General features: G+C 63.2%; 27 protein-coding genes. 16 read left to right on the top strand and 11 right to left on the bottom strand.

All coding sequences use genetic code 11. The features are described 5' to 3' along the window. Positions 1-8 precede the first annotated feature (8 nt). Both EKH55_RS17080 and EKH55_RS17085 read right to left on the bottom strand, forming a co-directional pair. Entirely contained in the window at positions 9-422 is a 414-nt protein-coding gene (locus EKH55_RS17080; protein WP_083265384.1) for a YqaA family protein, read from the bottom strand. Between the two features lie 14 nt (positions 423-436). Then, positions 437-718, bottom strand: a complete 282-nt coding sequence (locus EKH55_RS17085; RefSeq protein WP_069459847.1) for an Rdx family protein — start codon at positions 716-718, stop codon at positions 437-439. A 287-nt stretch (positions 719-1,005) separates the two neighbouring features. Between EKH55_RS17085 and EKH55_RS17090 the strand changes: the two genes are divergently transcribed. Beyond that, positions 1,006-1,461, top strand: coding sequence for a DoxX family protein (locus tag EKH55_RS17090; RefSeq protein ID WP_069459846.1), 456 nt, complete (start codon positions 1,006-1,008; stop codon positions 1,459-1,461). 108 nt (positions 1,462-1,569) lie between these two features. After that, positions 1,570-2,055 (top strand): GFA family protein, encoded by a 486-nt coding sequence (locus EKH55_RS17095; RefSeq protein WP_151611887.1) that lies wholly within the window; start codon positions 1,570-1,572, stop codon positions 2,053-2,055. Between the two features lie 287 nt (positions 2,056-2,342). Here EKH55_RS17095 and lepA read toward each other — a convergent pair whose 3' ends face one another. Both lepA and EKH55_RS17110 read right to left on the bottom strand, forming a co-directional pair. Then, positions 2,343-4,178: a translation elongation factor 4 gene (lepA, locus tag EKH55_RS17105; protein WP_069459844.1), complete on the bottom strand. Its 1,836-nt coding sequence runs from the start codon at positions 4,176-4,178 to the stop codon at positions 2,343-2,345. Between the two features lie 72 nt (positions 4,179-4,250). Next, on the bottom strand, positions 4,251-5,492 hold the full coding sequence (locus EKH55_RS17110; RefSeq protein ID WP_151611888.1) for an MFS transporter: 1,242 nt from the start codon (positions 5,490-5,492) through the stop codon (positions 4,251-4,253). 135 nt (positions 5,493-5,627) lie between these two features. Here EKH55_RS17110 and EKH55_RS17115 point away from each other — a divergent pair, with 135 nt between their 5' ends. The 4 genes from EKH55_RS17115 (at position 5,628) to EKH55_RS17130 (ending at position 8,285) form a co-directional block, all read left to right on the top strand. Then, on the top strand, positions 5,628-6,203 hold the full coding sequence (locus EKH55_RS17115; RefSeq protein WP_192803728.1) for a helix-turn-helix domain-containing protein: 576 nt from the start codon (positions 5,628-5,630) through the stop codon (positions 6,201-6,203). A 2-nt stretch (positions 6,204-6,205) separates the two neighbouring features. Then, positions 6,206-6,733, top strand: coding sequence for a GNAT family N-acetyltransferase (locus EKH55_RS17120; protein ID WP_151611889.1), 528 nt, complete (start codon positions 6,206-6,208; stop codon positions 6,731-6,733). A 71-nt stretch (positions 6,734-6,804) separates the two neighbouring features. Then, entirely contained in the window at positions 6,805-7,830 is a 1,026-nt protein-coding gene (locus tag EKH55_RS17125; protein WP_151611890.1) for a histone deacetylase family protein, read from the top strand. Positions 7,831-7,937: 107 nt separating this feature from the next. Further along, the gene (locus tag EKH55_RS17130; RefSeq protein WP_151611891.1) at positions 7,938-8,285 is read left to right on the top strand and encodes an antibiotic biosynthesis monooxygenase family protein; all 348 of its coding nucleotides are present in this window, start codon (positions 7,938-7,940) and stop codon (positions 8,283-8,285) included. A gap of 4 nt (positions 8,286-8,289) precedes the next feature. Here EKH55_RS17130 and EKH55_RS17135 read toward each other — a convergent pair whose 3' ends face one another. Next, positions 8,290-8,928, bottom strand: a complete 639-nt coding sequence (locus EKH55_RS17135) for an exopolysaccharide biosynthesis protein (RefSeq protein ID WP_069459838.1) — start codon at positions 8,926-8,928, stop codon at positions 8,290-8,292. 433 nt (positions 8,929-9,361) lie between these two features. Between EKH55_RS17135 and EKH55_RS17140 the strand changes: the two genes are divergently transcribed. Continuing rightward, entirely contained in the window at positions 9,362-10,027 is a 666-nt protein-coding gene (locus tag EKH55_RS17140) for a YiaD family glycine zipper/OmpA-like lipoprotein (protein WP_069460028.1), read from the top strand. A 52-nt stretch (positions 10,028-10,079) separates the two neighbouring features. Here the strand turns inward: EKH55_RS17140 and EKH55_RS17145 are convergent, their stop codons facing one another. From EKH55_RS17145 to epmA, 3 genes are all read right to left on the bottom strand, one after another. After that, on the bottom strand, positions 10,080-10,892 hold the full coding sequence (locus EKH55_RS17145) for a class I SAM-dependent methyltransferase (protein ID WP_069459836.1): 813 nt from the start codon (positions 10,890-10,892) through the stop codon (positions 10,080-10,082). A 266-nt stretch (positions 10,893-11,158) separates the two neighbouring features. Continuing rightward, entirely contained in the window at positions 11,159-12,211 is a 1,053-nt protein-coding gene (locus EKH55_RS17150) for a lysine-2,3-aminomutase-like protein (RefSeq protein WP_151611892.1), read from the bottom strand. Further along, a complete protein-coding gene (gene epmA / locus EKH55_RS17155) occupies positions 12,208-13,260 on the bottom strand; it encodes an EF-P lysine aminoacylase EpmA (protein WP_151611893.1) in 1,053 nt (350 codons plus the stop codon). The genes EKH55_RS17150 and epmA overlap by 4 nt, the downstream gene beginning before the upstream one ends. 154 nt (positions 13,261-13,414) lie before the next feature. On the opposite strand from epmA, the gene efp reads away from it, so the two are divergent. From efp to mbfA, 3 genes are all read left to right on the top strand, one after another. Continuing rightward, a complete protein-coding gene (gene efp / locus EKH55_RS17160; RefSeq protein WP_069459834.1) occupies positions 13,415-13,984 on the top strand; it encodes an elongation factor P in 570 nt (189 codons plus the stop codon). 201 nt (positions 13,985-14,185) lie between these two features. Continuing rightward, a complete protein-coding gene (locus tag EKH55_RS17165) occupies positions 14,186-15,427 on the top strand; it encodes an SAM-dependent methyltransferase (RefSeq protein ID WP_151611894.1) in 1,242 nt (413 codons plus the stop codon). Between the two features lie 85 nt (positions 15,428-15,512). Next, positions 15,513-16,496 carry an iron exporter MbfA gene (gene mbfA / locus EKH55_RS17170; protein ID WP_069459832.1) on the top strand — a complete coding sequence of 328 codons (984 nt, stop codon included), beginning with the start codon at positions 15,513-15,515 and terminating at the stop codon, positions 16,494-16,496. Positions 16,497-16,634: 138 nt separating this feature from the next. Here the strand turns inward: mbfA and EKH55_RS17175 are convergent, their stop codons facing one another. Then, complete coding sequence (locus EKH55_RS17175; RefSeq protein ID WP_069459831.1) at positions 16,635-17,255, bottom strand: transglutaminase-like cysteine peptidase; 621 nt, start codon at positions 17,253-17,255, stop codon at positions 16,635-16,637. 265 nt (positions 17,256-17,520) lie between these two features. Further along, complete coding sequence (locus EKH55_RS17180) at positions 17,521-18,327, bottom strand: alpha/beta hydrolase (protein WP_069459830.1); 807 nt, start codon at positions 18,325-18,327, stop codon at positions 17,521-17,523. A gap of 311 nt (positions 18,328-18,638) precedes the next feature. Here EKH55_RS17180 and infC point away from each other — a divergent pair, with 311 nt between their 5' ends. From infC to pheT, 5 genes are all read left to right on the top strand, one after another. Next, on the top strand, positions 18,639-19,175 hold the full coding sequence (gene infC, locus EKH55_RS17185; protein ID WP_083265394.1) for a translation initiation factor IF-3: 537 nt from the start codon (positions 18,639-18,641) through the stop codon (positions 19,173-19,175). Between the two features lie 333 nt (positions 19,176-19,508). Beyond that, a complete protein-coding gene (rpmI, locus tag EKH55_RS17190) occupies positions 19,509-19,712 on the top strand; it encodes a 50S ribosomal protein L35 (protein WP_034853570.1) in 204 nt (67 codons plus the stop codon). Positions 19,713-19,748: 36 nt separating this feature from the next. Further along, the gene (gene rplT, locus EKH55_RS17195; protein WP_069459829.1) at positions 19,749-20,153 is read left to right on the top strand and encodes a 50S ribosomal protein L20; all 405 of its coding nucleotides are present in this window, start codon (positions 19,749-19,751) and stop codon (positions 20,151-20,153) included. Positions 20,154-20,315: 162 nt separating this feature from the next. Next, positions 20,316-21,398, top strand: coding sequence for a phenylalanine--tRNA ligase subunit alpha (pheS, locus tag EKH55_RS17200; protein ID WP_151611895.1), 1,083 nt, complete (start codon positions 20,316-20,318; stop codon positions 21,396-21,398). Between the two features lie 36 nt (positions 21,399-21,434). After that, positions 21,435-23,861, top strand: coding sequence for a phenylalanine--tRNA ligase subunit beta (pheT, locus tag EKH55_RS17205; protein WP_069459827.1), 2,427 nt, complete (start codon positions 21,435-21,437; stop codon positions 23,859-23,861). 76 nt (positions 23,862-23,937) lie between these two features. Here pheT and EKH55_RS17210 read toward each other — a convergent pair whose 3' ends face one another. Then, a complete protein-coding gene (locus EKH55_RS17210; RefSeq protein WP_069459826.1) occupies positions 23,938-24,408 on the bottom strand; it encodes an Lrp/AsnC family transcriptional regulator in 471 nt (156 codons plus the stop codon). A 217-nt stretch (positions 24,409-24,625) separates the two neighbouring features. Here EKH55_RS17210 and tatA point away from each other — a divergent pair, with 217 nt between their 5' ends. Then, a complete protein-coding gene (gene tatA, locus EKH55_RS17215; protein WP_151611896.1) occupies positions 24,626-25,795 on the top strand; it encodes a tyrosine aminotransferase in 1,170 nt (389 codons plus the stop codon). Positions 25,796-25,818: the final 23 nt, after the last annotated feature.

Genomic DNA, 25,818 nt, shown 5'->3' on the forward strand with positions numbered 1-25,818 from the left:
GCGGCGGCTCAGGGCGTCAGCCACAGAAGCGCGGCATAACGCGCCGCCTTGCCGATCGTCACATAGACGAGGAAGATGGTAAGCGGGGTGCGCAGCAAGCCGGCGGCCAAGGTCAGCGGATCGCCGATGATCGGCAGCCAGGAGAAAAGCAGCACCGGCTGTCCGTAGCGGGTGAACAGCGTCTCGGCCTTCCGCCGGGCAGGCGATGACACGGGAAACCAACTTCGGCCCTCGAAACGCAAGAAGAACCGGCCGAGCGCGAAGTTGACGAGCGCTCCGAGCACATTGCCGGCCGTTGCCGAAAGAAAGAGTGCCGTCCGGCTCGTCTCGGCCGTAAGCGCCGCGGCGGCGACCGCCGCTTCCGACAGGCCGAACAACAGGGTCGCGGAGAGAAAGGCGGCGCCGAAGACGCCCGCAAGCATGCCGAGATCCAGTGTCAGCTCCTGTCGACGTGACCGAGATCGCGCTCGGGCTCGATGACGTCTCGGATCCGCTGCTTCAGTTCCTTCGGACCGGGAAAGCCGCCATCGCGCTTGCGCTCCCAGACGAGTTCGCTATCGACGCGGATCTCGAAATTGCCGCCGGTGCCGGGGATCAGCGCCACTTCTCCAAGCGTGTCGGCAAAGGTTGACAAGAGTTCCTGCGCCATCCAGCCGGCCCGCAGCAGCCAGTTACACTGGGTGCAATAGAGAATCGTGACGCGCGGCTTTTCACTCATACGGCATGTCCTGTTTGCGTTCTGCGGGCACAGTATAGCATCGGCCCGAAAATCGTACCGATTTTCGGAAAGCTCGATGCGCAGAGTGAAAGAGTTACAGCGACCTTTGCGCGTCTGTTAAGACGCGCGGCGCTGTAGCCCCGCGGTCGGTCCGGAACAACCGGCCCCTCACCGCCTCTTCACATAAATGTCAACTGGGGAAGTCATGATTTTGCCGGGCGCCCCTTGCTTTCGGAAGGGTGTGCGGCAAGAGACTTCTCCACTGCAACAACTGCGAGAGAGATTTGATGACCGATACCACTCATACGAACAGCCGCCCGCGCGCGATCCTGCCGGCGCTCGAAAAGCTCTACCTGCCGCTCGACACCTTCGCCGAGACGCTGTTGCGCGTGCTTGCGGGTGCGCTGCTCGTCACCCATGGCTACGGCAAGATCCTCGATCCCTTCGGCGCGGTCGGCATGGTGGAAGGCCTCGGCTTCTATCCGGGCGTCTTCTGGTCGCCGCTGCTTTCCGCCACCGAATTCTTCGGCGGCATCTTCATCGCCATCGGCTTCCTGACGCGGCCGGCCGCCTTCGCGGCCACCATCGTGCTCATCGTCACGGTCTATTTCCATGGGATCGTCCAGGGCCAGGGTCTCGGCGGCGCAGAGAAATCGATACTCTGGGCGGCGATCACCTTCTTCTTCGCGATCCGCGGCGCCAACAGCCATTCGGTCGACGCCAAGCTCGGCAAGCAGTTCTGAGCCTGCCGTTTCGGCATACGGCCCGCTTCGGCCGTATGCCGGTCCGGTTCTAAGCCGCTCTTGCAAGCCGGCGCCGCCCATGGTGATCTCGGTTGACGGAGGTGGACCATGCACGAACCGATCGAAGGCGGCTGTTTCTGCGGACGCATCCGCTACAGGCTGAAGCGCCGGCCAATGTTCGTCCATTGCTGCCACTGTACCGATTGCCAGCGGCAGGTGGGCAGCGCCTTCGCCATCAACGGCCTTGTCGAGGCGGAGAACGTCGAGCTTCTGCAAGGCGAACCCGTTTTGGTGACGCTCACGACCGAAAGCGGCCGCCCGCATGACGTCTACCGTTGCGCCGGGTGCCAGTCGCCGCTCTGGAGTGATTACGGCCGGCGCAAGTGGCTCTCATTCCTGCGCCTTGCCACGCTCGACCGGCCGTCCGAATTCACACCCGATGTGCATATCTACACCCGTTCGAAGCTCGACTGGCTGCCGCTGCCGCCGGGCGCCAGGGCTTTCGAGGCCTATTACAACCTCAAGGCGGAGTGGCCGAAGGAAAGCCTGGAACGGCTCGAAGCGGCGCGGGCCAAGGCAAAGGCAAAGGGATAGGTCCGGTCATGACGTCGAACGAGCGCGATAAGATGATGGCGGGCGAGTGTATCGCGGGGCACACCGACTGCGCAGGGGATAGACGTGAAACGGCGGCATCAGATTGCCGGTATCTGGCCACGGCAGCCGGGTCTTTCGACAAAGCCGTTCTGCATCGGCGACTGACTGGGCGTTCTTCACGCGCAAGGGCCTTTCCTGTTCGGCCCTTTTAGCTTGCGAGATTGCCCTTCAGCTGCATGTGAATGGCTGATCTTAAGATCGCGCGGCTGAGAAAACAGATCGCGCAATCACTCGTCGCCCATCTTCAGCGCCGCGATGAACGCCTCCTGCGGGATCTCCACCTTGCCGAACTGGCGCATGCGCTTCTTGCCTTCCTTCTGCTTTTCCAGAAGCTTGCGCTTGCGGGTGGCGTCGCCGCCGTAGCACTTGGCGGTAACGTCCTTGCGCAGCGCGCGCACCGTCTCGCGGGCGATGATACGGCCGCCGATCGCCGCCTGGATCGGGATCTGGAACATGTGCTGCGGGATCAGGTCCTTGAGCTTCTCGCACATGACGCGGCCGCGCTTTTCCGCCGCCGAGCGGTGGACGAGCATCGACAGCGCATCGACCGGCTCGCCATTGACGAGGATCGACATCTTGACGAGATCGCTCTCGCGATAGTCCGAGAGGTGGTAATCGAAGGAAGCGTAGCCCTTGGAGATCGACTTCAGCCGGTCGTAGAAATCGAAAACGACTTCGTTGAGCGGCAGGTCGTAGGTCAGCATCGCGCGGTTGCCGACATAGGTGAGTTCGGTCTGGATGCCGCGCCGGTCCTGGCAGAGCTTCAGGATGCCGCCGAGATATTCGTCCGGCGTCATGATCGTCGCGCGGATCCACGGCTCGCGGAATTCGGCGATCTTGACGACATCCGGCATATCGGCCGGATTGTGCAGCTCCTTCTCGGTACCGTCGGTCATGGTCAGCTGATAGACGACCGAAGGAGCGGTCGCGATCAGGTCGAGGTCGAACTCGCGCGACAGCCGCTCCTGGATGATTTCGAGATGCAGGAGTCCGAGGAACCCGCAGCGGAAACCGAAGCCGAGCGCGGCGGAGGATTCCATTTCGAAGGAGAAGGAGGCGTCGTTCAAGCGCAGCTTGCCCATGGCGCTGCGCAGCTCCTCGAAATCGGCGGCGTCGACCGGGAAGAGGCCGCAGAAAACTACCGGTTGGGCCGGCTTGAAGCCGGGAAGCGCTTCTGCCGTCGGGCGCTTGTCGTCGGTGATCGTGTCGCCGACGCGGGTGTCGGCCACTTCCTTGATCGAAGCGGTGATGAAGCCGATCTCGCCGGGGCCAAGCGAATCAAACGCCACCATCTTCGGCGTCAGCACGCCGACGCGTTCGATCGTGTACTTGGCGCCGGTGCCCATCATGCGGATGGTCTGGCCCTTGGCCAGGACGCCGTCGATGATGCGCACCAGAACCATGACGCCGAGATAGGTGTCGTACCAGCTGTCGACGAGCAGGGCCTTGAGCGGCGCCTTCTCGCCGCCGGGGCTCTTCGGCGCCGGCAGCCTGTTTACGATCGCTTCGAGCACGTCGGGAATGCCGAGACCGGTCTTGGCCGAGATCATCACGGCATCGGAGGCGTCGATGCCGATCACCTCCTCGATCTGATCCTTGATCCGCTCCGGTTCCGCCGCCGGCAGGTCGATCTTGTTGAGCACGGTCACGAGCTCGTGGTTGTTGTCGATCGCCTGGTAGACATTGGCGAGCGTCTGCGCTTCGACGCCCTGGCTGGCGTCGACGACGAGCAGCGAGCCTTCGCAGGCCGAGAGCGAGCGCGAGACCTCGTAGGCGAAGTCGACATGCCCGGGCGTGTCGATGAGGTTCAGGACATAGGTCTCGCCGTCATTGGCCTTGTAGTGCAGGCGCACGGTCTGCGCCTTGATGGTGATGCCGCGCTCCCGCTCGATATCCATGCTGTCCAGGACCTGCTCGGACATTTCGCGTTCCGCAAGCCCGCCGGTTGACTGGATCAGCCGGTCGGCCAGCGTCGACTTGCCGTGGTCGATATGGGCCACGATCGAGAAGTTGCGGATGTGCGACAGGGGCGTCTTGGAATTTGGTGTGCTCATGGGCCGCATATAGCAGCGCGTTCAGGCGGCGCAAAGCGGGAAATGAAGGCTTCGTTCACTATAAATTCGGCCGTGAGGCGGCTACTCCGGACGCGCTTCCGCCTCGCCCAATGGAGCGTCACTGGGCAACTGGGCGCTCTTCAGTTCAAAGGCCCCGCGAAGCGGCGGCGGGACGTGCTCGCGCGTGCGCAGGCGCAGGAGTACGAAGGCGGCGTAGAGCAGCGCCACCACCACCGTCGCGGGGATGAACAGGCCTGCGCCGAAGGCGGGTGTGAGTGCGGTCACCAGCAGCGGCACGACCGTCGCCGCCGCGGACCAGGCGACGAGGAGGGTGCTTGCAAGCGGCACGAAATCGTCCGGATCGGTGCGGTCGTTGGCATGGGCATTGGCAATCGAGTAGATCGTTTCGACGGCCCCGGCAAAAACCGCGAAGACCAGCATCAGCAGCCAGAGCCTGTCGAAAGAGACGGCGAGGGCTGCAAGCCCGGCCCCCATGATGAGCACCGAGGTGGCGACCAGCACGATGCGGCGATCGATGCGGTCGGAGAACGCTCCCATCGGATACTGGATGAGAAGCAGCCCGAACTGCATGACGAACATCAGAGTCGCCACCTCGCGCTGGCTCATCGCATTGGCGGCGGCATAGATCGGCGTGAAGCCCTGCACCAGCATGGAGAGGCCGCCGGAGGCGAGCACGCCGATGAAGGCAACCGGGGAACTGCGCCACGCCATGGCGATGTCGATGCGGACCCGGGCGGGCGCGGGCGGTGTCGGCAGCCGCGTCAGTCCGATCGGCAGGATCGCGATCGCCGTGAAGAAGATGGTGGCGACCGGCGCGAGATTGCCCTCGAGTGGGACCTGCCCGAAGAGCGAGGCGCCGGTCCCTAGCCCGATCACATAGGCCATGTAGAAGAGCGCCATGGCCTTGCCGCGCCAGTGATTGTCGCTGGCATGGTTCAGCCAGCTCTGGGCGATGATGAAGTTGGTGTTGGCGGCGGCGCCGTAAAGGCCGCGAGCAAGAATCCAGAGTGCGGGGTTGACGCCGAGGCTGATCAATACCGCGGCAAGGATGACGACCGCCATCGAGCACGAAAAGGCTCGGGCATGGCCGACGCGGCGGATCAGCGGACCCGCCAGCACGCAACCGACGAGACCGCCAAAGGCGATCGCCGTCACTGCGGCCCCCGGAACCCAGTCCGCCGCCATGGAGCGGGTCAGGACAAACGGGACATAGGCGAGCATCATGCCGTTGCCGATGGCGACCGCCGTCATCGACGTAACGATGCTGGCGATCGACAAGAGCGCTGAAGGGGACCTGCTCAAGCTGCTCTCCTCACGAAGCCGCCTCAACGCAAGACTAGCGCGGCCGCGGCCGTCGCAGTGTCGTCCGAGCGGCATCGGCAAAGTTTATTTTTCACGGTCCTTGACTCCATTATAGGAGAAATCCATTCTCAAATAATGGATGCAACGACCACTCTCGAACGGACGATCGGCAAGCGGGTGCGCGAACTGCGTGCGGCGGGCTCGCTGACGCTCGATGAACTGGCCATGCGCTCCGGCGTCAGCCGCGCGATGATTTCGCGCATCGAGCGCGGCGAGGCGAGCCCGACGGCCCAACTCCTGGCAAAACTTTGCAGCGCACTCGGCACAACGCTGTCGACCCTTTTTGCTACCGCAGGCAACGACGCCTCGCCAATTGCGCGGCGGGCGGAGCAGCGGCTGTGGCGTGATCCGGAAAGTGGCTATCTCCGCCGCTCGGTTTCGCCGGAAGGTCTCGGTTCACCGGTCGATATCGTCGAGGTCGAATTTCCGCCGGGGGCGCGTGTCGTCTTCGAGCGTCAGCCGGCCGACCGCGGCATCACCCAGCACCTCTGGCTCTTCTCCGGGCGCCTGGAACTGACGATGGAGAACGGCCCGCTGGTGCTCGAGGCGGGCGACTGCCTCTTCATGGGGCTCGAAGAGGCCCATGTCTTTCACAATCCCTATGACGAGACGGCGCATTACGCCGTCATCCTCTGCCGCACCAAGGTGTAACCATGCCCGATGCAATCATCCGCGTCCTGACCGAAGAAGAAACCCGTGCCGCACTGCCGGCGCTTGCCGAGGTGCTTTCCGATTGCGTCGAGGGCGGCGCATCGGTCGGCTTCATGCAGCCCTTTGCCCCGCAGGACGCACGACCCTTCTGGGAAAGCGTTGCGGCCGCAGTTGCCCGGAGCGAAACCGTGCTGATCGTCGCCGAGGTCGATGGCCGGGCGCTCGGCACCGTGCAGATCGGCCTTGCGACGATGCCGAACCAGCCGCACCGCGCCGACATCAAGAAGCTGCTGGTGCATCGGCAGGCGCGCGGGCTCGGCATTGCGCGCCGGCTGATGGAGCAAGCGGAGGCCGAAGCGGTGAAACGGGGAAGGCGGGTACTGGTGCTTGATACCGCCACCGGCGAACCGGCCGAGGCCATTTACGAGCGCTTCGGCTGGCAACGGGTGGGCGTCGTTCCCGATTATGCGCTGATGCCGGACGGCCGCTATTGCGCGACCACACTGTTCTACAAGCATCTTTCCGCCTAAGCAGGTCCCGCAAAAGTGTCGCACGCTTTGCGTGTCGCTTGGCTCAGCACTCCACCAGTCAGGACCCCGAGATGCGCGTAATCTATTCCGAAGACCACAAACTCAGAGACGCCCGCACCGAACTGCATGGCGGCGAACTCGTTGCGCCCTTCGAGGCGCCGTTTCGGGCCGAGTGGATCCTCGCCGCCGTCAAAGAAGCGGGCTTTTCCGATGTCGTCGCGCCGGGGCGTCACGGCATGGAAACGGCACTGAAGCTCCATGCGGCGGACTATCTCGAATTCCTCGAGACAGCCTGGGACCGCTGGGTGGCCGACGGTTATCGGGGCGAGGCCATTCCCGCCTGCTTCCCGGCGCGGCGCATGCGCCAGCATCCGCCGAAGGATATCGACGGCGCGCTCGGCTATTACGCCTTCGCCGCCGAAACGGCGATCACCGATGGCACCTTCGCCGCCGCACGCGCCGCAATGGACTGCGCGCTTTCGGCGGCGGAGCATGTCGCGGCCGGCAATCCTGCCGCCTTCGCGCTTTGCCGCCCGCCGGGCCACCATGCCGCGATCGACCTTTTCGGCGGCTATTCCTTCATCAACAACGCCGCCTGCGCGGCCCAGCGCCTGCGCGATCTCGGCGCGACGAAGGTCGCCGTCCTCGACGTCGATTTTCACCACGGCAATGGCACACAGGACATCTTCTACGAGCGCGGCGACGTCTTCTTCGCCTCGCTGCATGGCGACCCCGCCGATGCCTTTCCGCATTTTCTCGGCTTCGCCGACGAGGAAGGGGCCGGCGTCGGCCGAGGCTCGACGAAGAACTATCCGCTGCCGCGCGGCACGACCTTCGAGACCTGGAGCGCGGCGATGGACGACGCGTTGTCGCGCATCGCCGATTTCGGTGCCGAGGCCCTCGTTCTCTCGCTGGGGGTCGATACGTTCGAGCGCGATCCGATCAGCTTCTTCAAGCTGAAGTCGGAGGATTATCTCCGCATGGGGGAACGCTTGAAGAGTATGGGCTTGCCGACCGTGGTCTGCATGGAGGGCGGCTATGGTGTCCCGGAGATTGGCCTGAACGTCGCCAATGTGCTCATGGGCATCGCCCGCTGATTTTTCTCCATCCGGCTATTGACCTCAACTTTGGTTGAGGTCGTACCAATGACCGCGTTTGTCAGGCCGCGATCGAGCGGCCGGGCTTTTAGCTAAAGGAGAAGTCGATGAGTGAGATTGAGCAGGCCGCGTCGCAGCCCCTGTACCGCGTGAACAAATTCGCTGTGCCGCCGGAAGCGCGAGACGAGTTCCTCGACCTCGTGGCAAAGACCTTTGCCGTCGTCCGCAGCCAGGAGGGTTATGTACGCGATTGGATCCTGGAGCAGAATGCCGGTCCGGGCGTGTTCAATTTCGTCACGATGATCGAGTTTGCGAGCGAGGAGGTCGCGCCCCGGATCGTCTCCGCCCTGGCGGCACTGGACAGGGAACTGCGCCTCGACCGGGAAGCGATGATGGGGCGGCTTAATATCCGCACCGATTTCGGCAGCTACAAGCGCCTGGAGTCGCTTGTCTGACGCCTCAGGAGATGAAGAAGTTCGAAAGGCCCTGACCTGCGGCGAAGGCGGCATAGCCGAGCATGGTGAAATAGATTGTGGTCGCGACGAGAAAGAAATAGCCCGCGGCCACCGTCAGCCCGTCCCGCTGGATAATGCCGAGCGACAGGAGCAGGATGGCGATGGCCGGGAGCGTATTCGACAGCGGTACCAGCCCGAGGGGGAACATCAGCAGTACGCCACCGGCCATGATCATTAGGCCGTTGAAGCGGTTCATAACGGCGCCTTGGGTAAGGCCGTGAAGCCGCGGTCGCACGAACCGGTCGAGTTTCGCCACGAATGCCGCTCCCTTCCTGAGGGTCGGCACCAGCTTCTCGGTGTCGATCTGCCGGTCGAGAATGCGCCGGGGCAACCAGGGGAGACGGTTCAGGGTGATCGCCAGAGAGATGAGGATGATGGCTGCACCGAACACGGTGCTCACCCCGGGGATCGATACCGGAATCAGGAACGGCAGCGTCAGCAGCGCGCAAAGAAGCAGGAATCCCTGCTCGCCGATTTCGACCATCAACTCGCGCAGCGTGATCGTATCGCCGCGGATCGAAGCGATCATTCCGGTGAGCGTGTCGCTGAGACTGCGTTCCGTATCGCCGAACTCGATCGTCATGTCTGGCCCTTCTCCAATCGCTCCGGTCCGCCGGCAATACCCGCTTTGCGAGGGATGCCGGGGGCTCATTTACCTTCAGTAATACAACCTCGTGCCGAATGCGACTCCGCGCGTCGGAGCCGCCTATCCAGAAGAGAAACGCAGGACCGCGGTTGTGCGAGGCTCGGTTAGCGGGCGCTCTGGACAGCAATGTGGCGGAGGTGCGCCGCCACTACAGCGCCGCGCGTCTTATTGAACGCGCAGAGGTCGCTGTAGCACTTTAAATTGCTGCATATCTTTGTCCTTGAATCGAGGTCGATGAAAGGAGACATGCAGGTAGTCCTCGTGCCGGCCGTGGCGCAATCTGCCTCTGTGGAAAGCCGCCGCCGCTCCATCTTCCTGCCGCAATCCATGGTATGAAGCAGCTTCAGCACCAATGGGGATTACTGATTCGATGATCAAGAAATGCGCCATCCTTGCAGTTGCCGCCGTCTATCTCTCCGGATGCACGACCACCGATCCCTATACGGGAGAGCAGAAGATGTCGAACACGGCCGGCGGCGCGCTGATCGGCGCGGGCCTCGGCGCGGCGACCGGTCTCTTGGTCGGCGGCAGCGCTGCCGGGCGCCGTGACGCCGCACTCGTTGGAGCCGGCATCGGCGCACTCGGCGGCGGCCTCGTCGGCAACTACATGGATCAGCAGGAGGCGGAGCTGCGCGCCCAGCTCCAGGGCACCGGTGTCTCTGTGACGCGTGCCGGCGACCGCATCATCCTCAATATGCCGTCGAACATCACCTTTGCGACCGACCGCGACCAGGTGATTCCGGACTTCTATTCGACGCTCGATTCCGTTGCGATCGTGCTGCGCAAGTTCAACAAGACGCTGATCGACGTCGACGGCCATACTGATTCGACCGGCAGCGCCTCCTATAACCAGGGCCTCTCCGAGCGTCGCGCCGCCTCCGTCGCCAACTATCTTGGCAGCCGCGGCATCGATCAGCGGCGCATCTCCACGATGGGCTACGGCCTGCAGCGCCCGATTGCCTCGAATGCCACGGAAGCCGGCCGCGCCCAAAACCGCCGCGTCGAGATTTCGATCGCGCCGATCAAACAGGGCTGAGTCTCGCATCCGCATTCGCAGGGGCCGCCGGGAAACCGTGCGGCCTTTCGCGCTAGAATCGGTAGCGCAGGATCTGGCCCATACGGCAGTGGAGGAAGCCGAGCTGCAGGAACTGCACGGCGATGCGGGTCGACGGTGACAGGCGCGCCAGTTGTGCGCCATTCCACTCGCAATGATCCTCGATGAGTGCGAGACCCGGCACTTGCCGCTCAAGCTCGGTCGCGTCGTCGACGGCCCAGCGGAGCACGGCGCCGGTGGCTCGGATGGCAGGATTGTAGCAGAGCAATCGGGTCGCTATCGCGCTATAGGCGTCGAAGGCAATTTCGCCGCTGGGGAAATAGCCAACAAGACGTCGCAACAATGCAGGCACCTGATCCGGTTCCAGGTAGGGCAGCACGCCCTCGGCAAGGATCATGGCGGGGCCGTCGCTGGGGAGCTTCTCCATCCATTTCTTCCCGACGATGGATCCGGAGATCATCGTGTAGCCTTCGGGGCAAGGATAGACCTTCCGCCTGAGGGCGATGACGTCCGCAAAATCGATGTCGAACCAGCGCACCTGCCGGGGAGGGCAGACGCGAAAGACCCGGCTGTCGAGCCCGCAGCCAAGATGGACGACGATTGCATCGGGATTCCGGTCGATGAAGGCGGCGGTCCAGCGGTCGAGCAGGTGGGCGCGGATTGCAATGCCGACGGCCATGTCGTGGCCGACCCTCAGCCGCTCGAAGTCCTGGCCGATCCGCCGGAGCACTGCGGCGGCGCGGCGATCATTGAGGAGAGAGTCCGGCATGCGGCTTTCATCGGCCTTCGCCTGCAGTGTGATGAGCAGGGTTTCCCTCACTCCCGTGAAGCGGATCTCCGGTTCCATCGCGTTCTCCGGGGCCATACGAAACGGGATGGGGAGTGCCGCAGTCGTGCACCCGCATGCCGCGTTTCAGCCTTTTGGATCGATTTCGAAGATGCTCCCTTGTGCTCGATTTGCTGGAGCCTTGGACAGGTATCGCGGGTTATCAAAGCATCGGCCCGAAAATCGTAACCGAGTTCCGGAAGACCGATGCACAGTTTCAAGGTGTTTCAGCGCATGTTAATTTTATCAGCTTGTCGCGCCGATGATGACCACCCTGCAGTGGAACCTTACTCCTTCGGGGGATAGCTATGCGGGTTTCCCCGGAAATCCGTGATCGTGTAGCTGCCGCCGCCCTCGGATGAAATCGCATTTGCGCTGACGACCGCCTTTCCGTGGCCGCCGGGGATATCGAGGACATAGGCTGGCTGACAGAGGCCGGAAACGCGGCCGCGAAGAGACGCCGCAAGGGCCTGGCCCTCCTCAATCGACAGCCGGAAGTGGCCGGTACCCGGAGCGAGGTCCGGGTGGTGCAGGTAATAGGGCTTTATCCGTGTTTCGACGAAGCCGCGCATGAGGTCGGCGAGCACTTCCGGGTGGTCGTTGACGCCCTTCAAAAGCACGGTCTGGCTGACCATGACGATGCCGGCATCGATCAGCCGGGCGGCGGCGGCGCGCGCTGCGGCCGAGAGTTCCCGAGGGTGATTGGCATGAAGCGCGACATAGGTCGCCTTGCCGCTTGCCTTCAGCGCCGCAGTGAGATCCGCATCGATCCGCTCCGGCTCCACGACCGGCACGCGCGTGTGGAAACGGACGACCTTCACATGTTCGATCGCGCGGAGGCGCTCCAAGATCTCCTGAAGCCGGCGGGGCGACAGCACGAGGGGGTCGCCGCCGGTGAGGATCACCTCCCAGATTTGCCGATGCCCCGCTATATAGTTGATCGCCGCGTCGAGCTCGGCGGCCGTCAATGTGCCCAGCCCCTGTGGGCCGACCATCTCGCGCCGGAAACAGAAGCGGCAATAGACCGGGCAGACATGCACGGCCTTGAGCAGCACCCGGTCCGGGTAGCGATGAACGATGCCGGTCACCGGGCTATGGGGCCCGTCGCCGATCGGGTCGGCCCGCTCTTCGGGTGAAAGCGTCAATTCGGTCGGATCCGGCACGAACTGCCTGGCGATCGGATCGTTCGGATCGTCGCGGTCGATGAGGCCTGCGACCGCCGGGGTGATCGCCACGGCATAGCGAGAGGCAACGCGGGAGATCGCTTCCTCAGCCTTGGCGTCGATGAGACCGGCTCCGGCCAGCTCGCGCGCTGTCCTGATCGGGCGGTCGATGGTCATGCGCTTGCCTCTGCGACCGGCGCCCATAGAACCTGCTCGATGCGGGAGGCTCCCGTCACCAGCATGACCAGCCGGTCGAAGCCGAGCGCGATGCCGCTTGCCTCCGGCATCTTGGCAAGCGCCGCCAGGAAGTCTTCGTCGAGCGGGTAGGTTTCGCCGTAGACCCGCGCCTTCTCGGCCATTTCCAACTCGAAGCGCCGGCGCTGTTCGGCGGCGTCGGTGAGTTCGCCGAAGGCATTGGCCAGTTCGACGCCGCAGGCATAAAGCTCGAAGCGCTCGGCGACGCGGGGGTCGTGGGAGGCAGGTCGGGCGAGCGCCGCCTCGGCGACCGGATAGTGATCGAGGATCGTCGGCCGGCCGAAGCCGAGATGTGGCTCGACCTTCTCGACGAGCACGCGGCTGAACAGATCCGTCCAGTTGTCGTCATGGGCGACGCGCAGGCCAGCCGCGCGCATGGCGGCGGCCAGCCTCTCCCGATCGGTCGAACCGTCCTTCTCGATCGAGTCGATGAGATCGATGCCGGCAAAGCGCTCGAAAGCCTCGGCCAGCGACAGCCGCTCCGGCTCCAGGAAGGGGTCGCAGACACGACCCTGATAGCTGAAGGCCCGTGCGCCGGCCGTCCCGGCGGCGATCGCAAGGATTTCGCCGCAGTCGCGCATCAAGATCTCGTAGCTCTCCCCGGCTCGATACCATTCGAGCATAGTGAATTCCGGATGGTGCAGCGGCCCGCGCTCGCGGTTGCGGTAGACATGGGCGAAGCAGGCGATGCGCCTCTCGCCCGCGGCAAGCAGTTTCTTGCAGGCGAATTCCGGCGAGGTGTGAAGATAGAGCGGCTGGACCGAGCCGTCATGGCCGATCGCTTCAGTTGCAAAGGCGTGCAGATGCGCCTCATTACCGGGCGACACCTGCAGCGTCGCGGTGTCGACTTCAATGAAATCGCGCTCCTCGAAGTACCGGCGCAAGGCTGACTGGATGCGGTTGCGTCCGATCAGGAAAGGGCGCCGGTCGGCATGGACATCCGGGGTCCACCAGGGAGAGGCATGCGGCATGGTCGGTCTGATCCAAGCTTTCTTGCGCGCGGCGTGCCGGCTTAGGCTGGCATTTCGCGCAAATTTGCGGTACTGGCGGCGCGAAACTCCATTCTCGCGTCCTCATGGCCCACCGGGGCGCTCGTGTCGCGTACCTCTGTTACAAGGAAGACTAATGGTCAAGGTCATCGCTTCTTCTGTCCGCAAGGGCAACGTCCTCGATGTCGACGGCAAGCTCTATGTCGTGCTCACCGCGCAGAACTTCCACCCGGGCAAGGGCACGCCGGTCACGCAGGTCGACATGCGCCGCATTTCCGACGGCGTGAAGGTCTCCGAGCGCTACCGCACGACCGAGCAGGTCGAGCGCGCCTTCGTCGAGGACCGCGAGCACACCTTCCTCTACGAGGATGCCGAAGGCTTCCACTTCATGAACCCGGAAACCTACGACCAGCTCGTCATGTCGGCCGAGGATATCGGCGACCAGAAGTCCTACCTCCAGGAAGGCATGGCGGTGATGCTGTCGATCCATGAAGGGATTGCGATCGCCATCGACCTGCCGCGCCACGTGGTCCTCGAGATCACCGAGACCGAACCGGTGGTCAAGGGCCAGACTGCCTCTTCCTCCTACAAGCCGGCCGTACTTTCGAACGGCGTTCGCACCAGCGTGCCGCCGCACATTCAGGCCGGGACCCGCGTCGTCATCGCGACGGAAGACGGCTCCTACGTCGAGCGCGCCAAGGACTGAGGCTTTACCTGCATCGGCACGGGATTGCCCGCGCATCATTCAAAATGCTTCGATGGGGACGGCCTGCTGTCCCCATTGTCGTTCGGCCCGAGCGCAGCCACAACCCGTGGTGCAGCGGCAAAAATCCAGCGTGCATTTTGCCTGGTCGGTGCTAGGGTCACATCCCGCCGCCATTAGAGCGGTACGAGAGCGAGGCACCGCATGTTTCCATTGTCGCATATGATGAAGGCCTTCATCCGCACGGGTTGCCTGACGGTGATCGATGCCGATGGCAAGAGGCACGTCTTTTCCGGCGAGCCCGGCCCGCGCGTGACGATGCGGCTGACGGACAAACGGCTCTATCGCAGCCTCGTCTTCAATGCGGAGCTTGCCGCCGGCGAGGCCTATATGGACGGCACCCTGCGCTTCGAGGAGGGGTCGACGCTGAGGGATTTCCTCACCCTCTTTTCGATCAATCGCCTTTCGCTTGGCTCCTATCCGATCCAGAAGCTCCTGCGGGCGATCAAGATGCGCTTCCGTAAGCGTCAGCAGGCAAACCCGAAGGGCAAGGCTCAGCAGAACGTCGCCCATCACTACGATCTCGGCAATGACTTCTACAGGCTCTTCCTCGACGAGAATATGCTCTATTCCTGCGCCTATTTCCGCGAGCCGGGCGAGACTTTGGAGGCGGCGCAGCGCAACAAGCTGCGGCTGCTCGCCGCCAAGCTCTGTCTGAAGCCCGGCATGAAGGTGCTCGACATCGGCTGCGGCTGGGGCGATCTCGCCCTCTACCTGGCGGCACTGGAAAACGTCGAGGTCTTCGGCGTCACCCTCTCCAAGGAGCAGCAGGCGCTCGCTACCGAGCGGGCCCGCGCGGCGGGACTTGCCGACCGGGTGCGGTTCGAGCTCAAGGACTATCGCGATGTCGAGGGCCCCTTCGACCGCATCGTTTCCGTCGGCATGTTCGAGCATGTCGGTGTTCACCACTATGACGAATTCTTCAAGAAGCTGAACGCGCTGATGCCGGATGACGGGCTTGCCGTCCTGCACTCGATCGGCCATATGAGCCCGCCCGGAATGGCCAGCCCTTGGCTTCGCAAATACATTTTCCCCGGCGCCTATTCGCCGGCCCTCTCGGAAGTCTTCGAGGTCGTCGAGCAGAACAGCCTCTGGGTGACGGATCTCGAATTCCTGCGCCTTCATTATGCGACGACGCTCGCCCACTGGTGCGAACGGTTCGAGAAAAACCGCGACAAGGTGATCGCCATGTATGACGAGCGCTTCGCCCGCATGTGGGAATTCTACCTGATCAGCGCGGAAATGATGTTCCGCACCGGCAGCCAGCTCGTGTTCCACATGCAATTGTCGCGTTCGCGCGACGCGACGCCGATCGTGCGCGATTACATCACCGACCGCCAGCGCACCTATATGGAGCAGGAAAAGGCGCTCGATCTCTCGATCTGAGCCGGGCGCCAAGAGGATTCGCCTTGACGGCCCGGCGGACGGCATCTATCTCTCTTTAGAATTATTCTAAAGATGGATTCTTGCGATGCTTGCCCGCCTTTTCTCCCGCTCCAAGCGGCGGTTTCTCTCGCTCAGCGAACAGGAAGTGCTTGCGCTTGCGATTTCGTCGGAAGAGGACGACGGCCGCATCTATCTCGCCTATGCGGATGCGCTTCGCGACAAATATCCGCACTCGGCAAAGGTCTTCGAGGAAATGGCGGAGGAGGAAAGCCGGCACCGCCAGGCTTTGATCGACCTGCATGTCGCCCGCTTCGGCGACCGCATTCCGCTCATTCGCCGCGAGCATGTGCGCGATTTTCCCGAGCGCAAGCCCGATTGGCTGATCGCCGAAATGCCAATCGAAAAGGCGCGCGAGGAGGCGGAGGCGATGGAGGCGGCGGCGCACCGCTTCTACGTCGAGGCGGCGGCGCGCAGCCGGGACGCGGCGACGCGCAAGCTTCTGGGGGATCTCGCAATTGCCGAGAAGTCGCATGAATCGCTCGCCCGCCGACTTGGAGAAGAGCATACGCCCGAGGACATACGCGACGCGGAGGACCAGACGTCACGCCGGCAGTTCATTCTGACCTATGTGCAGCCGGGACTTGCCGGACTGATGGACGGCTCCGTTTCGACGCTCGCGCCGATCTTCGCCGCCGCCTTCGCCACGCAGGACACATGGCAGACCTTCCTGGTCGGGTTGTCGGCCTCGGTCGGCGCCGGCATTTCCATGGGCTTCACCGAAGCCGCGCATGACGACGGCAGGCTTTCGGGCCGCGGCTCACCGGTCAGGCGCGGCCTGGCTTCCGGTATCATGACGGCTTTGGGCGGCCTCGGCCATGCGCTGCCCTATCTCATTCCGCATTTTTGGACGGCCACGGTCACCGCCATCGTCATTGTCTTCTTCGAACTCTGGGCGATTGCCTTCATTCAGAACCGCTATATGGAGACGCCGTTCCTCAGGGCCGCTTTCCAGGTCGTGCTCGGCGGCGGCCTGGTGCTCGCGGCCGGCGTCGTCATCGGCAACGCCTGACGGATGGCTGGCGCATCGGTCCGAGAATCGGACCCGATTTTCGGATGGTACGATGCTTAGATTCAGTTCAAAGAGTGCAGGGTATGAAAAAGGGCCGGCTAACCGGCCCTTTTTCGACATCCCCCTCGATAATTGTTGCTACTGGCCAACCGAGCCGACGAGCACCTCCGCGCTGTTGTCGATCGTGACCCAATGGCCGCTATTGCGCGTGGCCTGACGCTTGAGAAAACGATAGGGAGTCTGAGTCCAGAGCTTCACGCCATTATCGAGATTGTCGAGAATGAAGTCGCCCTGGGCGGTGCGCACCGTCAAAACGGCGTGTCCTTCGCCATCCGGCTTGCGCACAACGGTCAACAGCAGGTCGCCGGCGGAAAAGCCTTTCTGCATCAGGCGCCTGCGCTTTTCGAGCGCGAAATCCTCACAGTCGCCGCGTCCATTCGGATAAGACCAGACTTCCTCCCTGCCGTAGAGTTCCTGATCGGTGATCGCTGCGACCTCGCGATTGACCGAGGCGTTCACCTGCCGGATGACGGCCCAGCCGCTGGCGGTGACGCGCGGTGCCGCGCCTGTCCTCGAACGGACGCTGCATTCGCCCTTGTGACTCTGGCAGAATTCGTAATGCCCGATCGGCTGCGAGGTCGCCGAACCGGTCTGCATCCAGGGAGAAGCACCCGCCTGCGCGGGAATTGCCATGTTTGCCGAAAGGAAAATTGCGCAGAGTCCAGCTACGCTTCCCTTAACCCCATTCCAAATTGCCATACAAATCCCCTGCAACGCGACCTGCTGTTCCCGCCTTGTCGCGCAATCCTGAGTTGATGACAGCTTTTTTAGGATTTCCCCTGACGCTGTTCTAATCGTTAACAAAGAGTTAATATTGTCTGATCCTCAGAGTCAATCGGCTGAATGGCGGATTAGCCTTTATGGTTAAGCGCCCCAACCAAAAGCGCGCAGGACCCTGCGCCCGCGGGTTTCGCGGGGGTTTTCAACAGCAGGGGAAATTCCTATAGCGGCGTCCGGCGGCTGATCAGGCCTTGGCGATGAGCGCGTCGATCGCCTGTTTCAACCTGGCAATGTCTTCCTCTCGCGACAACCGATGGTCGCCATCGCGAATGAGGGTCATCACCACGTCGTCCGACGGCATATGCTCGATCAGCCTGAGCGCATGCGTGTAGGGGACGTCCGGATCGCACATGCCCTGGAGAATATGCACGGGGCAGCCGGTCTCGATCGGACCCGTCATCACCCGGTTGTCACGGCCGTCCTCGATGAGGGCGCGGGTGAAGATGTTGGGCTCGGGGCTATAGTCCGACGGCTCCTCGAAATAGCCTTGCTCGGCAAGGGACGCCTTTTCGGCTTCGGTGAGATTGGGCTCGATCAGTTCGGCGGTGAAATCCGGCGCAGGGGCGATCAGCACGAGGCCAGCAACCCGCTCGCCCTCGCCGCGGCGCCTGAGTTCCTCGACGAGCCGGAGTGCGATCCAGGCGCCCATGGACGAGCCGATGAGGATCACCCGTCCGCTCGCTGCATGGTCGACGACTGCGAGGCTTTCCTCCAGCCAGCGCGAGATCGTGCCGTCCCTGAACGCGCCGCCGGAGGCGCCGTGGCCGGAATAGTCGAAGCGGATGCAATCGGTTCCGACGGCGCGGGCATGGCGCTCGACTTCGACCGCCTTGGTCCCGGTCATGTCGGAGCGATAGCCGCCGAGCCAGACGAGGGCGGGCAGCATCGAGGCCGGTTTGGCGCGAAAGATACGCAGGGCGATCATCCGCGCCGAGGCGTCCTTGCCCACCTCGATCCGCGAAATTTCGGTTTCGGCCGGCGTCGCTGACATTGCATGTCTCCCTTTGGACCGCGATTCGCCGGGTCGGTCGAGCCCGGCGACGAACCGGAGCGGGACGAAGGCGAAAAATCGCGCTCCCTTCGCTCCATCTCGCCCGAACGCATCCGTTTCGAGCGGATTTTCTTCTAAAACAGATTCGCCAGCGCTTCGACAGGTGGTGATTTTCCCTGCGCACCATGCTATTGACTCTGGAGCCGCAATTCACACATTGCCGTACAGTGACTATTTCAAGCGCATCGTTTGAAATCGCGCTGACCGTTTTTGCACAATTAGTACGCAAACAGCTCGAGGAGAGTACGACCATTCGCAGACCGTTCAAAGCGGACGCCCCGGTAAAAGAAGGGCCTCGCGCAAACAAGGAAATCCGGGTTCCCCGGGTCCAGCTCATCGATGCCGAAGGCCAGAACCTGGGCGACGTGCCGATCGACCAGGCGCTCCGCATGGCGGACGAGGCCGGTCTTGATCTGGTGGAGATCGCACCGAACTCAGACCCGCCGGTGTGCAAGATTCTCGATCTTGGCAAGCTGAAATACGCCAACCAGAAGAAGGCGGCCGAGGCGCGCAAGAAGCAGAAGATCGTCGAGATCAAGGAAATCAAGATGCGCCCGAACATCGACACCCATGACTATGAGGTGAAGATGAAGGCCATGAACCGTTTCTTCGAGGAAGGCGACAAGGTGAAGGTGACGCTGAAGTTCCGCGGGCGCGAAATGGCCCACCAGGAACTCGGTATGAAGCTTCTGATGCAAGTCAAGGACGATACCCAGGCGATCGCCAAGGTCGAGGCCGAGCCGAAGCTCGAAGGCCGGCAGATGATGATGGTGCTGGCGCCGAAGTGATCGCCGCCGCTGCACGTCGCGCGTCTCATCCGACTGCGATCCTTGAACCGAGGTCGATTCAAGGAGACTTGCAGGAGAAGTGATATGATGAAAATGCCGCCTCCGGGCGGCTTTTTCATGGGCTTCGCCACAGCATGTCCTTGTCCTTGAAATCGCGGTCGATTTGCGAGGCGTGCGGTCGCCGGCTTCTTCTGCAGCCGGGTTGCGTTTTTCCGGAGGGGCGGTTATAAGCCCCCGTCCGAACGGTCCGGCAGGGCATGCCGTGGCCGTTCTTAACGCTGGAGATGGGCCACGTCTGCCCGTTTCGACAACGAAGAACAATGGAGTAGCAAAATGCCCAAGATGAAGACGAAATCGTCTGCCAAGAAGCGGTTCAAGATCACCGCCTCGGGCAAGGTGAAGGCGCAGGCTGCCGGCAAGCGCCACGGCATGATCAAACGTACCAACAAGTTCATTCGCGACGCGCGCGGAACCATGGTTCTCGCCGAAGCAGATGGCAAGAAGGTCATCAAGAACTACCTGCCGAACGGTCTCTAAGACGTCAGGCATATTGGATACTAAGGAGATCATGACATGGCACGTGTAAAACGCGGCGTAACCGCCCACGCCAAGCACAAGAAGACGCTGAAGGCTGCCAAAGGATTCTACGGTCGCCGTAAGAACACCATCCGCGCCGCCAAGGCAGCGGTGGACCGTTCCAAGCAGTACGCCTACCGCGACCGCAAGGTCAACAAGCGCAATTTCCGCGCACTCTGGATCCAGCGCATCAACGCTGCCGTACGCGAACACGGGCTGACATATGGCCGCTTCATCGACGGCCTGAACAAGGCCGGCATCGAGATCGACCGCAAGGTTCTCTCCGACATGGCGATCCATGAGTCGGCTGCATTCACGGCGCTCGTCGAAGCTGCCAAGAAGGCGCTTGCCTATCTCAAGGAAGCCGGTACGGCAAACGAGTTTGAAAGCGCTGTCCGTTAAGCCAGCGTTTTCCCAAGACCGTTTCTGAAATTGTTGGGAAACCCGCGCTGGCAGGGCTGGCGCGGGTTTTTCTTATTCGGCGCATCGTCCGCGATCGATGCGATCACATTGCCGAAGAATTGAACCGATACACCGACCATTCCCGCATTGAGGCAGGACAGAATGAGCGAACTGGAAACATTGGAACGGACATTGCTGGCGGAGATCGATGCCGCCGGCGACGAAGGGGCGATCGAGGCGGTGCGCGTCGGCGCGCTCGGCAAGAAAGGCTCGATTTCCGAACTCCTGAAGACGCTCGGCACGATGAGCCCGGAAGAACGCCAGACGCGCGGCGCCCGGATCAATGCGCTGAAGACCACGGTGACTGAGGCGATCTCCGCCCGCAAATCGGCGTTGAAGGATGCCGCGATCGCCGAGCGGCTGGCGCGCGAGACGGTCGATATCACCCTGCCGGTGCGCTCCTCGCCGGCCGAGCGCGGCCGCATCCATCCGATTAGCCATATCGTCGACGAGATCACTGCGATCTTCGGCGACATGGGCTTCTCGATCGCCGAAGGGCCGGACATCGAGACGGATTACTACAATTTCACCGCCTTGAACTTCCCGGAGGGACATCCCGCCCGCGAGATGCACGATACCTTCTTCTTCGATCCGGACGAGAAGGGCGAGCGCAAGGTGCTGCGCACGCACACCTCGCCGGTACAGATACGCACGATGGAGGCTGCGGCGCCGCCGATCCGCATCATCATCCCGGGCAAGACCTACCGGCAGGATTCCGATGCCACGCATTCGCCGATGTTTCATCAGGTCGAGGGGCTCGTGATCGACAAGACCGCCAACGTTGCCAATATGCGCTGGGTGCTGGAAGAATTCTGCAAGGCCTTCTTCGAGGTGGACCAGGTGACGATGCGCTTCCGCCCGTCCTTCTTCCCCTTCACCGAGCCGTCCTTCGAGGTCGACATCCAATGCGACCGTTCCGGCCCGATCGTCAAGTTCGGCGAAGGCAAGGACTGGATGGAGATTCTCGGCTGCGGCATGGTGCATCCGAACGTGCTGAAGGCCGGCGGGCTCGATCCGGACGAGTATCAGGGCTTTGCCTGGGGCATGGGCCTCGACCGCATCGCCATGCTGAAATACGGCATGCCGGACCTGCGCGATTTCTTCAACGCCGATGTCCGCTGGATGTCCCACTACGGCTTTCGCCCGCTCGACGTGCCGACGCTCTTCGGCGGCTTGTCGTCGTGATCGCCCGCGCAAATTCAAAAAGACACAGGTGAAATCATGAAATTCACGCTTTCCTGGCTGAAGGACCATCTGGAAACCGACGCCTCGCTCGAGGAAATCTGCGCGCGCCTGACGATGATCGGTCTCGAAGTGGAGGATGTCGACGACAAGGCCGCCTTCAAGCCTTTCGTCATCGCCAGGGTCATCTCGGCCGAGCAGCACCCGAACGCCGACAAGTTGAAGGTGCTGAAGGTCGACACCGGCTCGGGCGAGCCGGTGCAGGTCGTCTGCGGCGCTCCCAACGCGCGCAAGGGCCTCGTCGGCGCCTTTGCCGCCCCCGGCACCTATGTGCCCGGCATCGACGTGACGCTCTCGGTCGGCAATATCCGCGGCGTCGAAAGCCGCGGGATGATGTGCTCGGAAAAGGAACTCGAGATATCCGAGGATCATACCGGCATCATCGACTTGCCCGAAGACGCGCCGGTCGGCACAAGCTACGCGACCTATGCGGGCCTCGACGATCCGGTGATCGAGATCAACCTGACGCCGAACCGGCCGGATTGCACCAGCGTTCACGGCATCGCCCGTGATCTTGCAGCATCCGGCCTCGGCACCTTGAAGACCAGGCCGGCACCGTCCTTTCCGCTCGAAGGCGAAACGCCGCTCAAGGTCCGGCTCGACCTGGGCGAGGACAGGCATCTCTGCCCCGGCTTCGCGCTTCGCCTCGTGCGCGGCGTCAAGAACGGCCCGAGCCCGGCCTGGATGCGTCGGCGGCTGAGCGCGATCGGGCTCCGGCCGATCAACGCGCTGGTCGACATCACCAATTACCTGACCTTCGACCAGGGTCGCCCGCTGCACGTCTTCGATGCGGCGAAGGTCGCCGGTCACCTGACGGTTCGCCGGGCGAAGGAGGGCGAGAAGATCCTGGCACTCGACGGCCGCGAATACGCGCTCACGCCGGCCAATGTGGTGATCGCCGACGAGAAGGGCGTCGAATCGATCGGCGGCATCATGGGCGGCGAACATTCCGGCTGCGACGAGGCGACCACCGACGTATTGATCGAATCGGCGCTCTGGGACCCGATGAACATCGCCAAGACCGGCCGCACACTCGGCATCATCACCGATGCACGCTATCGCTTCGAGCGCGGCGTCGATCCGGAATACATGGTGCCGGGCCTTGAAAGGGCGACCGAGCTCGTGCTGGAGCTCTGCGGCGGCGCGGCGACGAGCCTGGATGTCGTCGGCTTTGAGGGCCACGCGCCGATGGTCATCGATTTCCCGGTCTCGGAAGTCAAGCGCCTGACCGGTCTCGGAGTGTCCTCCGAGGAGAGCATTTCGATTCTCAAGAAGCTCGGCTTCGGCGTCGAGGGCTCCGGTGAGCGTCTGAGCGTCACCGTCCCCTCCTGGCGGCCGGATATCGACGGCAAGGCGGACCTGGTCGAGGAGGTGATGCGCATCCACGGCGTCGACTACATCGTCGCGGCACCGCTTCCGAGCCACAATGCCGTAAACGGCAGGATCCTGACGCCGCTGCAGATCCGCACCCGCCAGGCCAGGCGCGCGCTGGCAAGCCGCGGCATGCTGGAAGCCGTAACCTGGTCCTTCATCTCGGAAGAGCAGGCGAAGCTCTTCGGCGGCGGCCAGCCGGCGCTCAGGCTTGCCAATCCCATCGCCGCCGACATGTCCGACATGCGGCCGTCGCTGCTGCCGGGACTGTTGACTGCCGCGCAACGCAACGCCGACAAAGGCTATGGTGACGTCGCGATCTTCGAGGTTTCCGGCACCTACGAGGGCGATACGCCCGAGGCGCAGCGCCGCGTCGCGGGCGGCATCCGCCGCGGTACCGCCTCACTCAACGGCGCCGGACGGCTTTGGTCGAATGCGGCGAGGGGCGGCGGCAAGCCGGTCGACGTCTTCGATGCGAAGGCCGATGCCATTGCCGTGCTCGAGGCCTGCGGTGTGCCGATGGCCAATGTCCAGTTCGACGCCGGCGGCCCGTCCTGGTACCATCCGGGCCGTTCCGGCACGATCAAGCTCGGCCCGAAGATCGTGCTCGGCGCCTTCGGCGAGTTCCACCCGAAGACGCTTGACGCCCTTGACGTCTCCGGCCCGCTCTGCGGCTTCGAGATCTATGTCGATGCCATGCCGGAGGCGAAAAGGAAGGCGACGCGTACGAAGCCGGCACTGGAGCTTTCGCCGTTCCAGGCGGTCAAGCGGGACTTCGCCTTCGTCGTCGACAAGGCGGTGGAGGCGGCGGCGATCATCCGCGCCGCATCCGCGGCGGACCGCAAGCTGGTGACAGGTGTCAACGTCTTCGATGTCTTCGAAGGGGCATCGGTCGGTGAAGGCAAGAAGTCGGTGGCGATTGAAGTGACGATCCAGCCGGTCGAGCGGACGCTGACGGATGAGGATTTCGAGTCGCTGACGTCCCGGATCGTCGCCAATGTCGCCAAATCCACCGGCGGCGTGCTCCGCGCGTAAGACAACAAAAGGAGGGGCGGATCCTGTATTCGCCTTCTCCACCTGCCGCGATCTTTCCTGGAATATGGCGGCTAGCTCATGGCAGCACGTGGGCGCCTGTCTTCGGGCTGTCGAGCAGAATGGTCGAGCGAAAGGTCTTGATCTCCGCCACATCCTCGAACTTGCTCCAGAGCAGGCGCTTGTAATCGGCGACGTCGCGAACGGCGATCTTCAGCAGGAAATCGAAATCGCCTGCGACCGTATGGCACTCGACCACCTCCGGCATGCGGGAGACAAGTTCGATGAAGCGTTGACCGACCTTGCTGGCGGTGCGCTCCAGGGTCACTTCGACAAAGGCCTGAAATCCGATCCCGAGCGCCTTCTGGTCGACCACGACCGTCTGGCGGATCACCCCGGACGCATAGAGACGCGCCAGCCGCCGCGAGAGGGGTGCGGGCGAAAGCCCCACCTTTTCCGCCAGCTCGTTATTGCTTCGCGATGCATCCTCGACCAATAGGGCGATGATCCGCCGGTCGGTGGCATCCAGTTCCGTTCGTCCGCGCTCCATCGAAAAGCACTCCGGTCCGTTTGAGCAAATTGCATCAAGTGGAAGTGTCATAATCCGCAAAAACCTTTAAATCCATGCGACATCAGAGGCAATTTCATTGTCGAATTTGCGCCCGGTCGGATCTAGAGAAGGCGGGCAGGCGGCTGGCACCGCTTGCCTTTGCGTCGCCCCGAGAGGACTATTCCATCAAGTCCTTGAGTTTGGAGGGAATACCAACATGTTCGATACACTCGCTCGCCAACCGGACGATCCGTTGCTGGCCCTGATCGGCCTCTTTCGAATGGACGAGCGCCCCGGCAAAGCGGACCTCGGCGTCGGAGTCTATCGGGACGAAACCGGGCGCACGCCGATCTTCCGCGCCGTCAAGGCGGCGGAGAAGCGGCTCTTGGAGACCCAGGATACGAAGGCCTATGTCGGCCCGGAAGGCGACCTCGTCTTTCTCGATCATCTCTGGACGCTCGTCGGCGGCGATGTCGTCGAGCGGAGCCATGTGGCGGGCGTGCAGACCCCCGGCGGCTCGGGAGCGCTTCGGCTGGCGGCGGATCTCATCAAGCGCATGGGGGGCGCAAGGATCTGGCTCGGCCTGCCGAGCTGGCCGAACCACGCGCCGATCTTCAAGGCGGCCGGGCTCGAAATCGCAACCTATGAATTTTTCGACATTCCTTCGCAATCGGTCCTTTTCGACAATGTCGTCCAGACGTTCGAGGGCGCGAGGGCCGGCGACGCGGTGCTCTTGCACGCGAGCTGCCACAACCCGACCGGCGGCGTGCTGAGCCAGCCGCAATGGCTGGAGATTGCCGCCCTGGCCGCCGAGCGCGGCCTGTTGCCGCTCGTCGATCTCGCCTATCAAGGGTTCGGCCGCGGCCTCGATCCGGACGTCGCCGGTCTCAGGCACCTCTTGACCGTCGTTCCCGAAGCGCTCGTCGCCGTCTCCTGCTCGAAATCCTTCGGGCTTTACCGCGAGCGCACCGGCGCGATCTTCGCGCCGACCACCTCGCCGGTGGCCGCCGACGTCGTACGCTCCAATCTTGCCGGCCTTGCCCGCACCAGCTATTCGATGCCGCCGGACCACGGCGCCGCCGTCGTGCGCACGATCCTCTCCGACCCGGCGCTCGCCCGCGACTGGGCAGAGGAATTGGAAGGCATGCGCCAGCGCATGACCGGCATTCGCCGGGCGCTCGCCGAGGGGCTCAGGACCCGCTGGCAAAGCCTGGGCGCGATTGCCGACCAGGAGGGCATGTTCTCCATGCTGCCCTTGACCCAAGCGGAGGTGCTGCGTCTCCGGACGGAACACGGCATCTACATGCCTGGCTCGGGCCGCATCAACATTGCCGGGTTGAAGACGACGGAAGTTGCCGATGTCGTCGGCAAGTTCATGAGCCTCTGAGCGGTGGCGCCGGCATGAGATCC

Source organism: Sinorhizobium alkalisoli (assembly GCF_008932245.1).
Taxonomy (GTDB): Bacteria; Pseudomonadota; Alphaproteobacteria; order Rhizobiales; family Rhizobiaceae; genus Sinorhizobium; species Sinorhizobium alkalisoli.

Bases quoted from the DNA above. Each gene is read 5' to 3' on its own strand.
- EKH55_RS17175 (WP_069459831.1), bottom strand. From the start codon at position 17,255: ATGGCAATTTGGAATGGGGTTAAGGGAAGCGTAGCTGGACTCTGCGCA.
- efp (WP_069459834.1), top strand. From the start codon at position 13,415: ATGGTCAAGGTCATCGCTTCTTCTGTCCGCAAGGGCAACGTCCTCGAT.
- EKH55_RS17150 (WP_151611892.1), bottom strand. From the start codon at position 12,211: ATGACCATCGACCGCCCGATCAGGACAGCGCGCGAGCTGGCCGGAGCC.
- EKH55_RS17090 (WP_069459846.1), top strand. From the start codon at position 1,006: ATGACCGATACCACTCATACGAACAGCCGCCCGCGCGCGATCCTGCCG.
- pheT (WP_069459827.1), top strand. From the start codon at position 21,435: ATGAAATTCACGCTTTCCTGGCTGAAGGACCATCTGGAAACCGACGCC.
- pheS (WP_151611895.1), top strand. From the start codon at position 20,316: ATGAGCGAACTGGAAACATTGGAACGGACATTGCTGGCGGAGATCGAT.
- EKH55_RS17130 (WP_151611891.1), top strand. From the start codon at position 7,938: ATGAGTGAGATTGAGCAGGCCGCGTCGCAGCCCCTGTACCGCGTGAAC.
- EKH55_RS17085 (WP_069459847.1), bottom strand. From the start codon at position 718: ATGAGTGAAAAGCCGCGCGTCACGATTCTCTATTGCACCCAGTGTAAC.
- EKH55_RS17145 (WP_069459836.1), bottom strand. From the start codon at position 10,892: ATGGAACCGGAGATCCGCTTCACGGGAGTGAGGGAAACCCTGCTCATC.
- EKH55_RS17120 (WP_151611889.1), top strand. From the start codon at position 6,206: ATGCCCGATGCAATCATCCGCGTCCTGACCGAAGAAGAAACCCGTGCC.
- rplT (WP_069459829.1), top strand. From the start codon at position 19,749: ATGGCACGTGTAAAACGCGGCGTAACCGCCCACGCCAAGCACAAGAAG.
- EKH55_RS17125 (WP_151611890.1), top strand. From the start codon at position 6,805: ATGCGCGTAATCTATTCCGAAGACCACAAACTCAGAGACGCCCGCACC.
- EKH55_RS17140 (WP_069460028.1), top strand. From the start codon at position 9,362: ATGATCAAGAAATGCGCCATCCTTGCAGTTGCCGCCGTCTATCTCTCC.
- EKH55_RS17210 (WP_069459826.1), bottom strand. From the start codon at position 24,408: ATGGAGCGCGGACGAACGGAACTGGATGCCACCGACCGGCGGATCATC.
- lepA (WP_069459844.1), bottom strand. From the start codon at position 4,178: ATGCGGCCCATGAGCACACCAAATTCCAAGACGCCCCTGTCGCACATC.
- EKH55_RS17095 (WP_151611887.1), top strand. From the start codon at position 1,570: ATGCACGAACCGATCGAAGGCGGCTGTTTCTGCGGACGCATCCGCTAC.
- epmA (WP_151611893.1), bottom strand. From the start codon at position 13,260: ATGCCGCATGCCTCTCCCTGGTGGACCCCGGATGTCCATGCCGACCGG.
- EKH55_RS17165 (WP_151611894.1), top strand. From the start codon at position 14,186: ATGTTTCCATTGTCGCATATGATGAAGGCCTTCATCCGCACGGGTTGC.
- tatA (WP_151611896.1), top strand. From the start codon at position 24,626: ATGTTCGATACACTCGCTCGCCAACCGGACGATCCGTTGCTGGCCCTG.
- EKH55_RS17180 (WP_069459830.1), bottom strand. From the start codon at position 18,327: ATGTCAGCGACGCCGGCCGAAACCGAAATTTCGCGGATCGAGGTGGGC.
- rpmI (WP_034853570.1), top strand. From the start codon at position 19,509: ATGCCCAAGATGAAGACGAAATCGTCTGCCAAGAAGCGGTTCAAGATC.
- EKH55_RS17080 (WP_083265384.1), bottom strand. From the start codon at position 422: ATGCTTGCGGGCGTCTTCGGCGCCGCCTTTCTCTCCGCGACCCTGTTG.
- EKH55_RS17115 (WP_192803728.1), top strand. From the start codon at position 5,628: ATGGATGCAACGACCACTCTCGAACGGACGATCGGCAAGCGGGTGCGC.
- EKH55_RS17135 (WP_069459838.1), bottom strand. From the start codon at position 8,928: ATGACGATCGAGTTCGGCGATACGGAACGCAGTCTCAGCGACACGCTC.
- mbfA (WP_069459832.1), top strand. From the start codon at position 15,513: ATGCTTGCCCGCCTTTTCTCCCGCTCCAAGCGGCGGTTTCTCTCGCTC.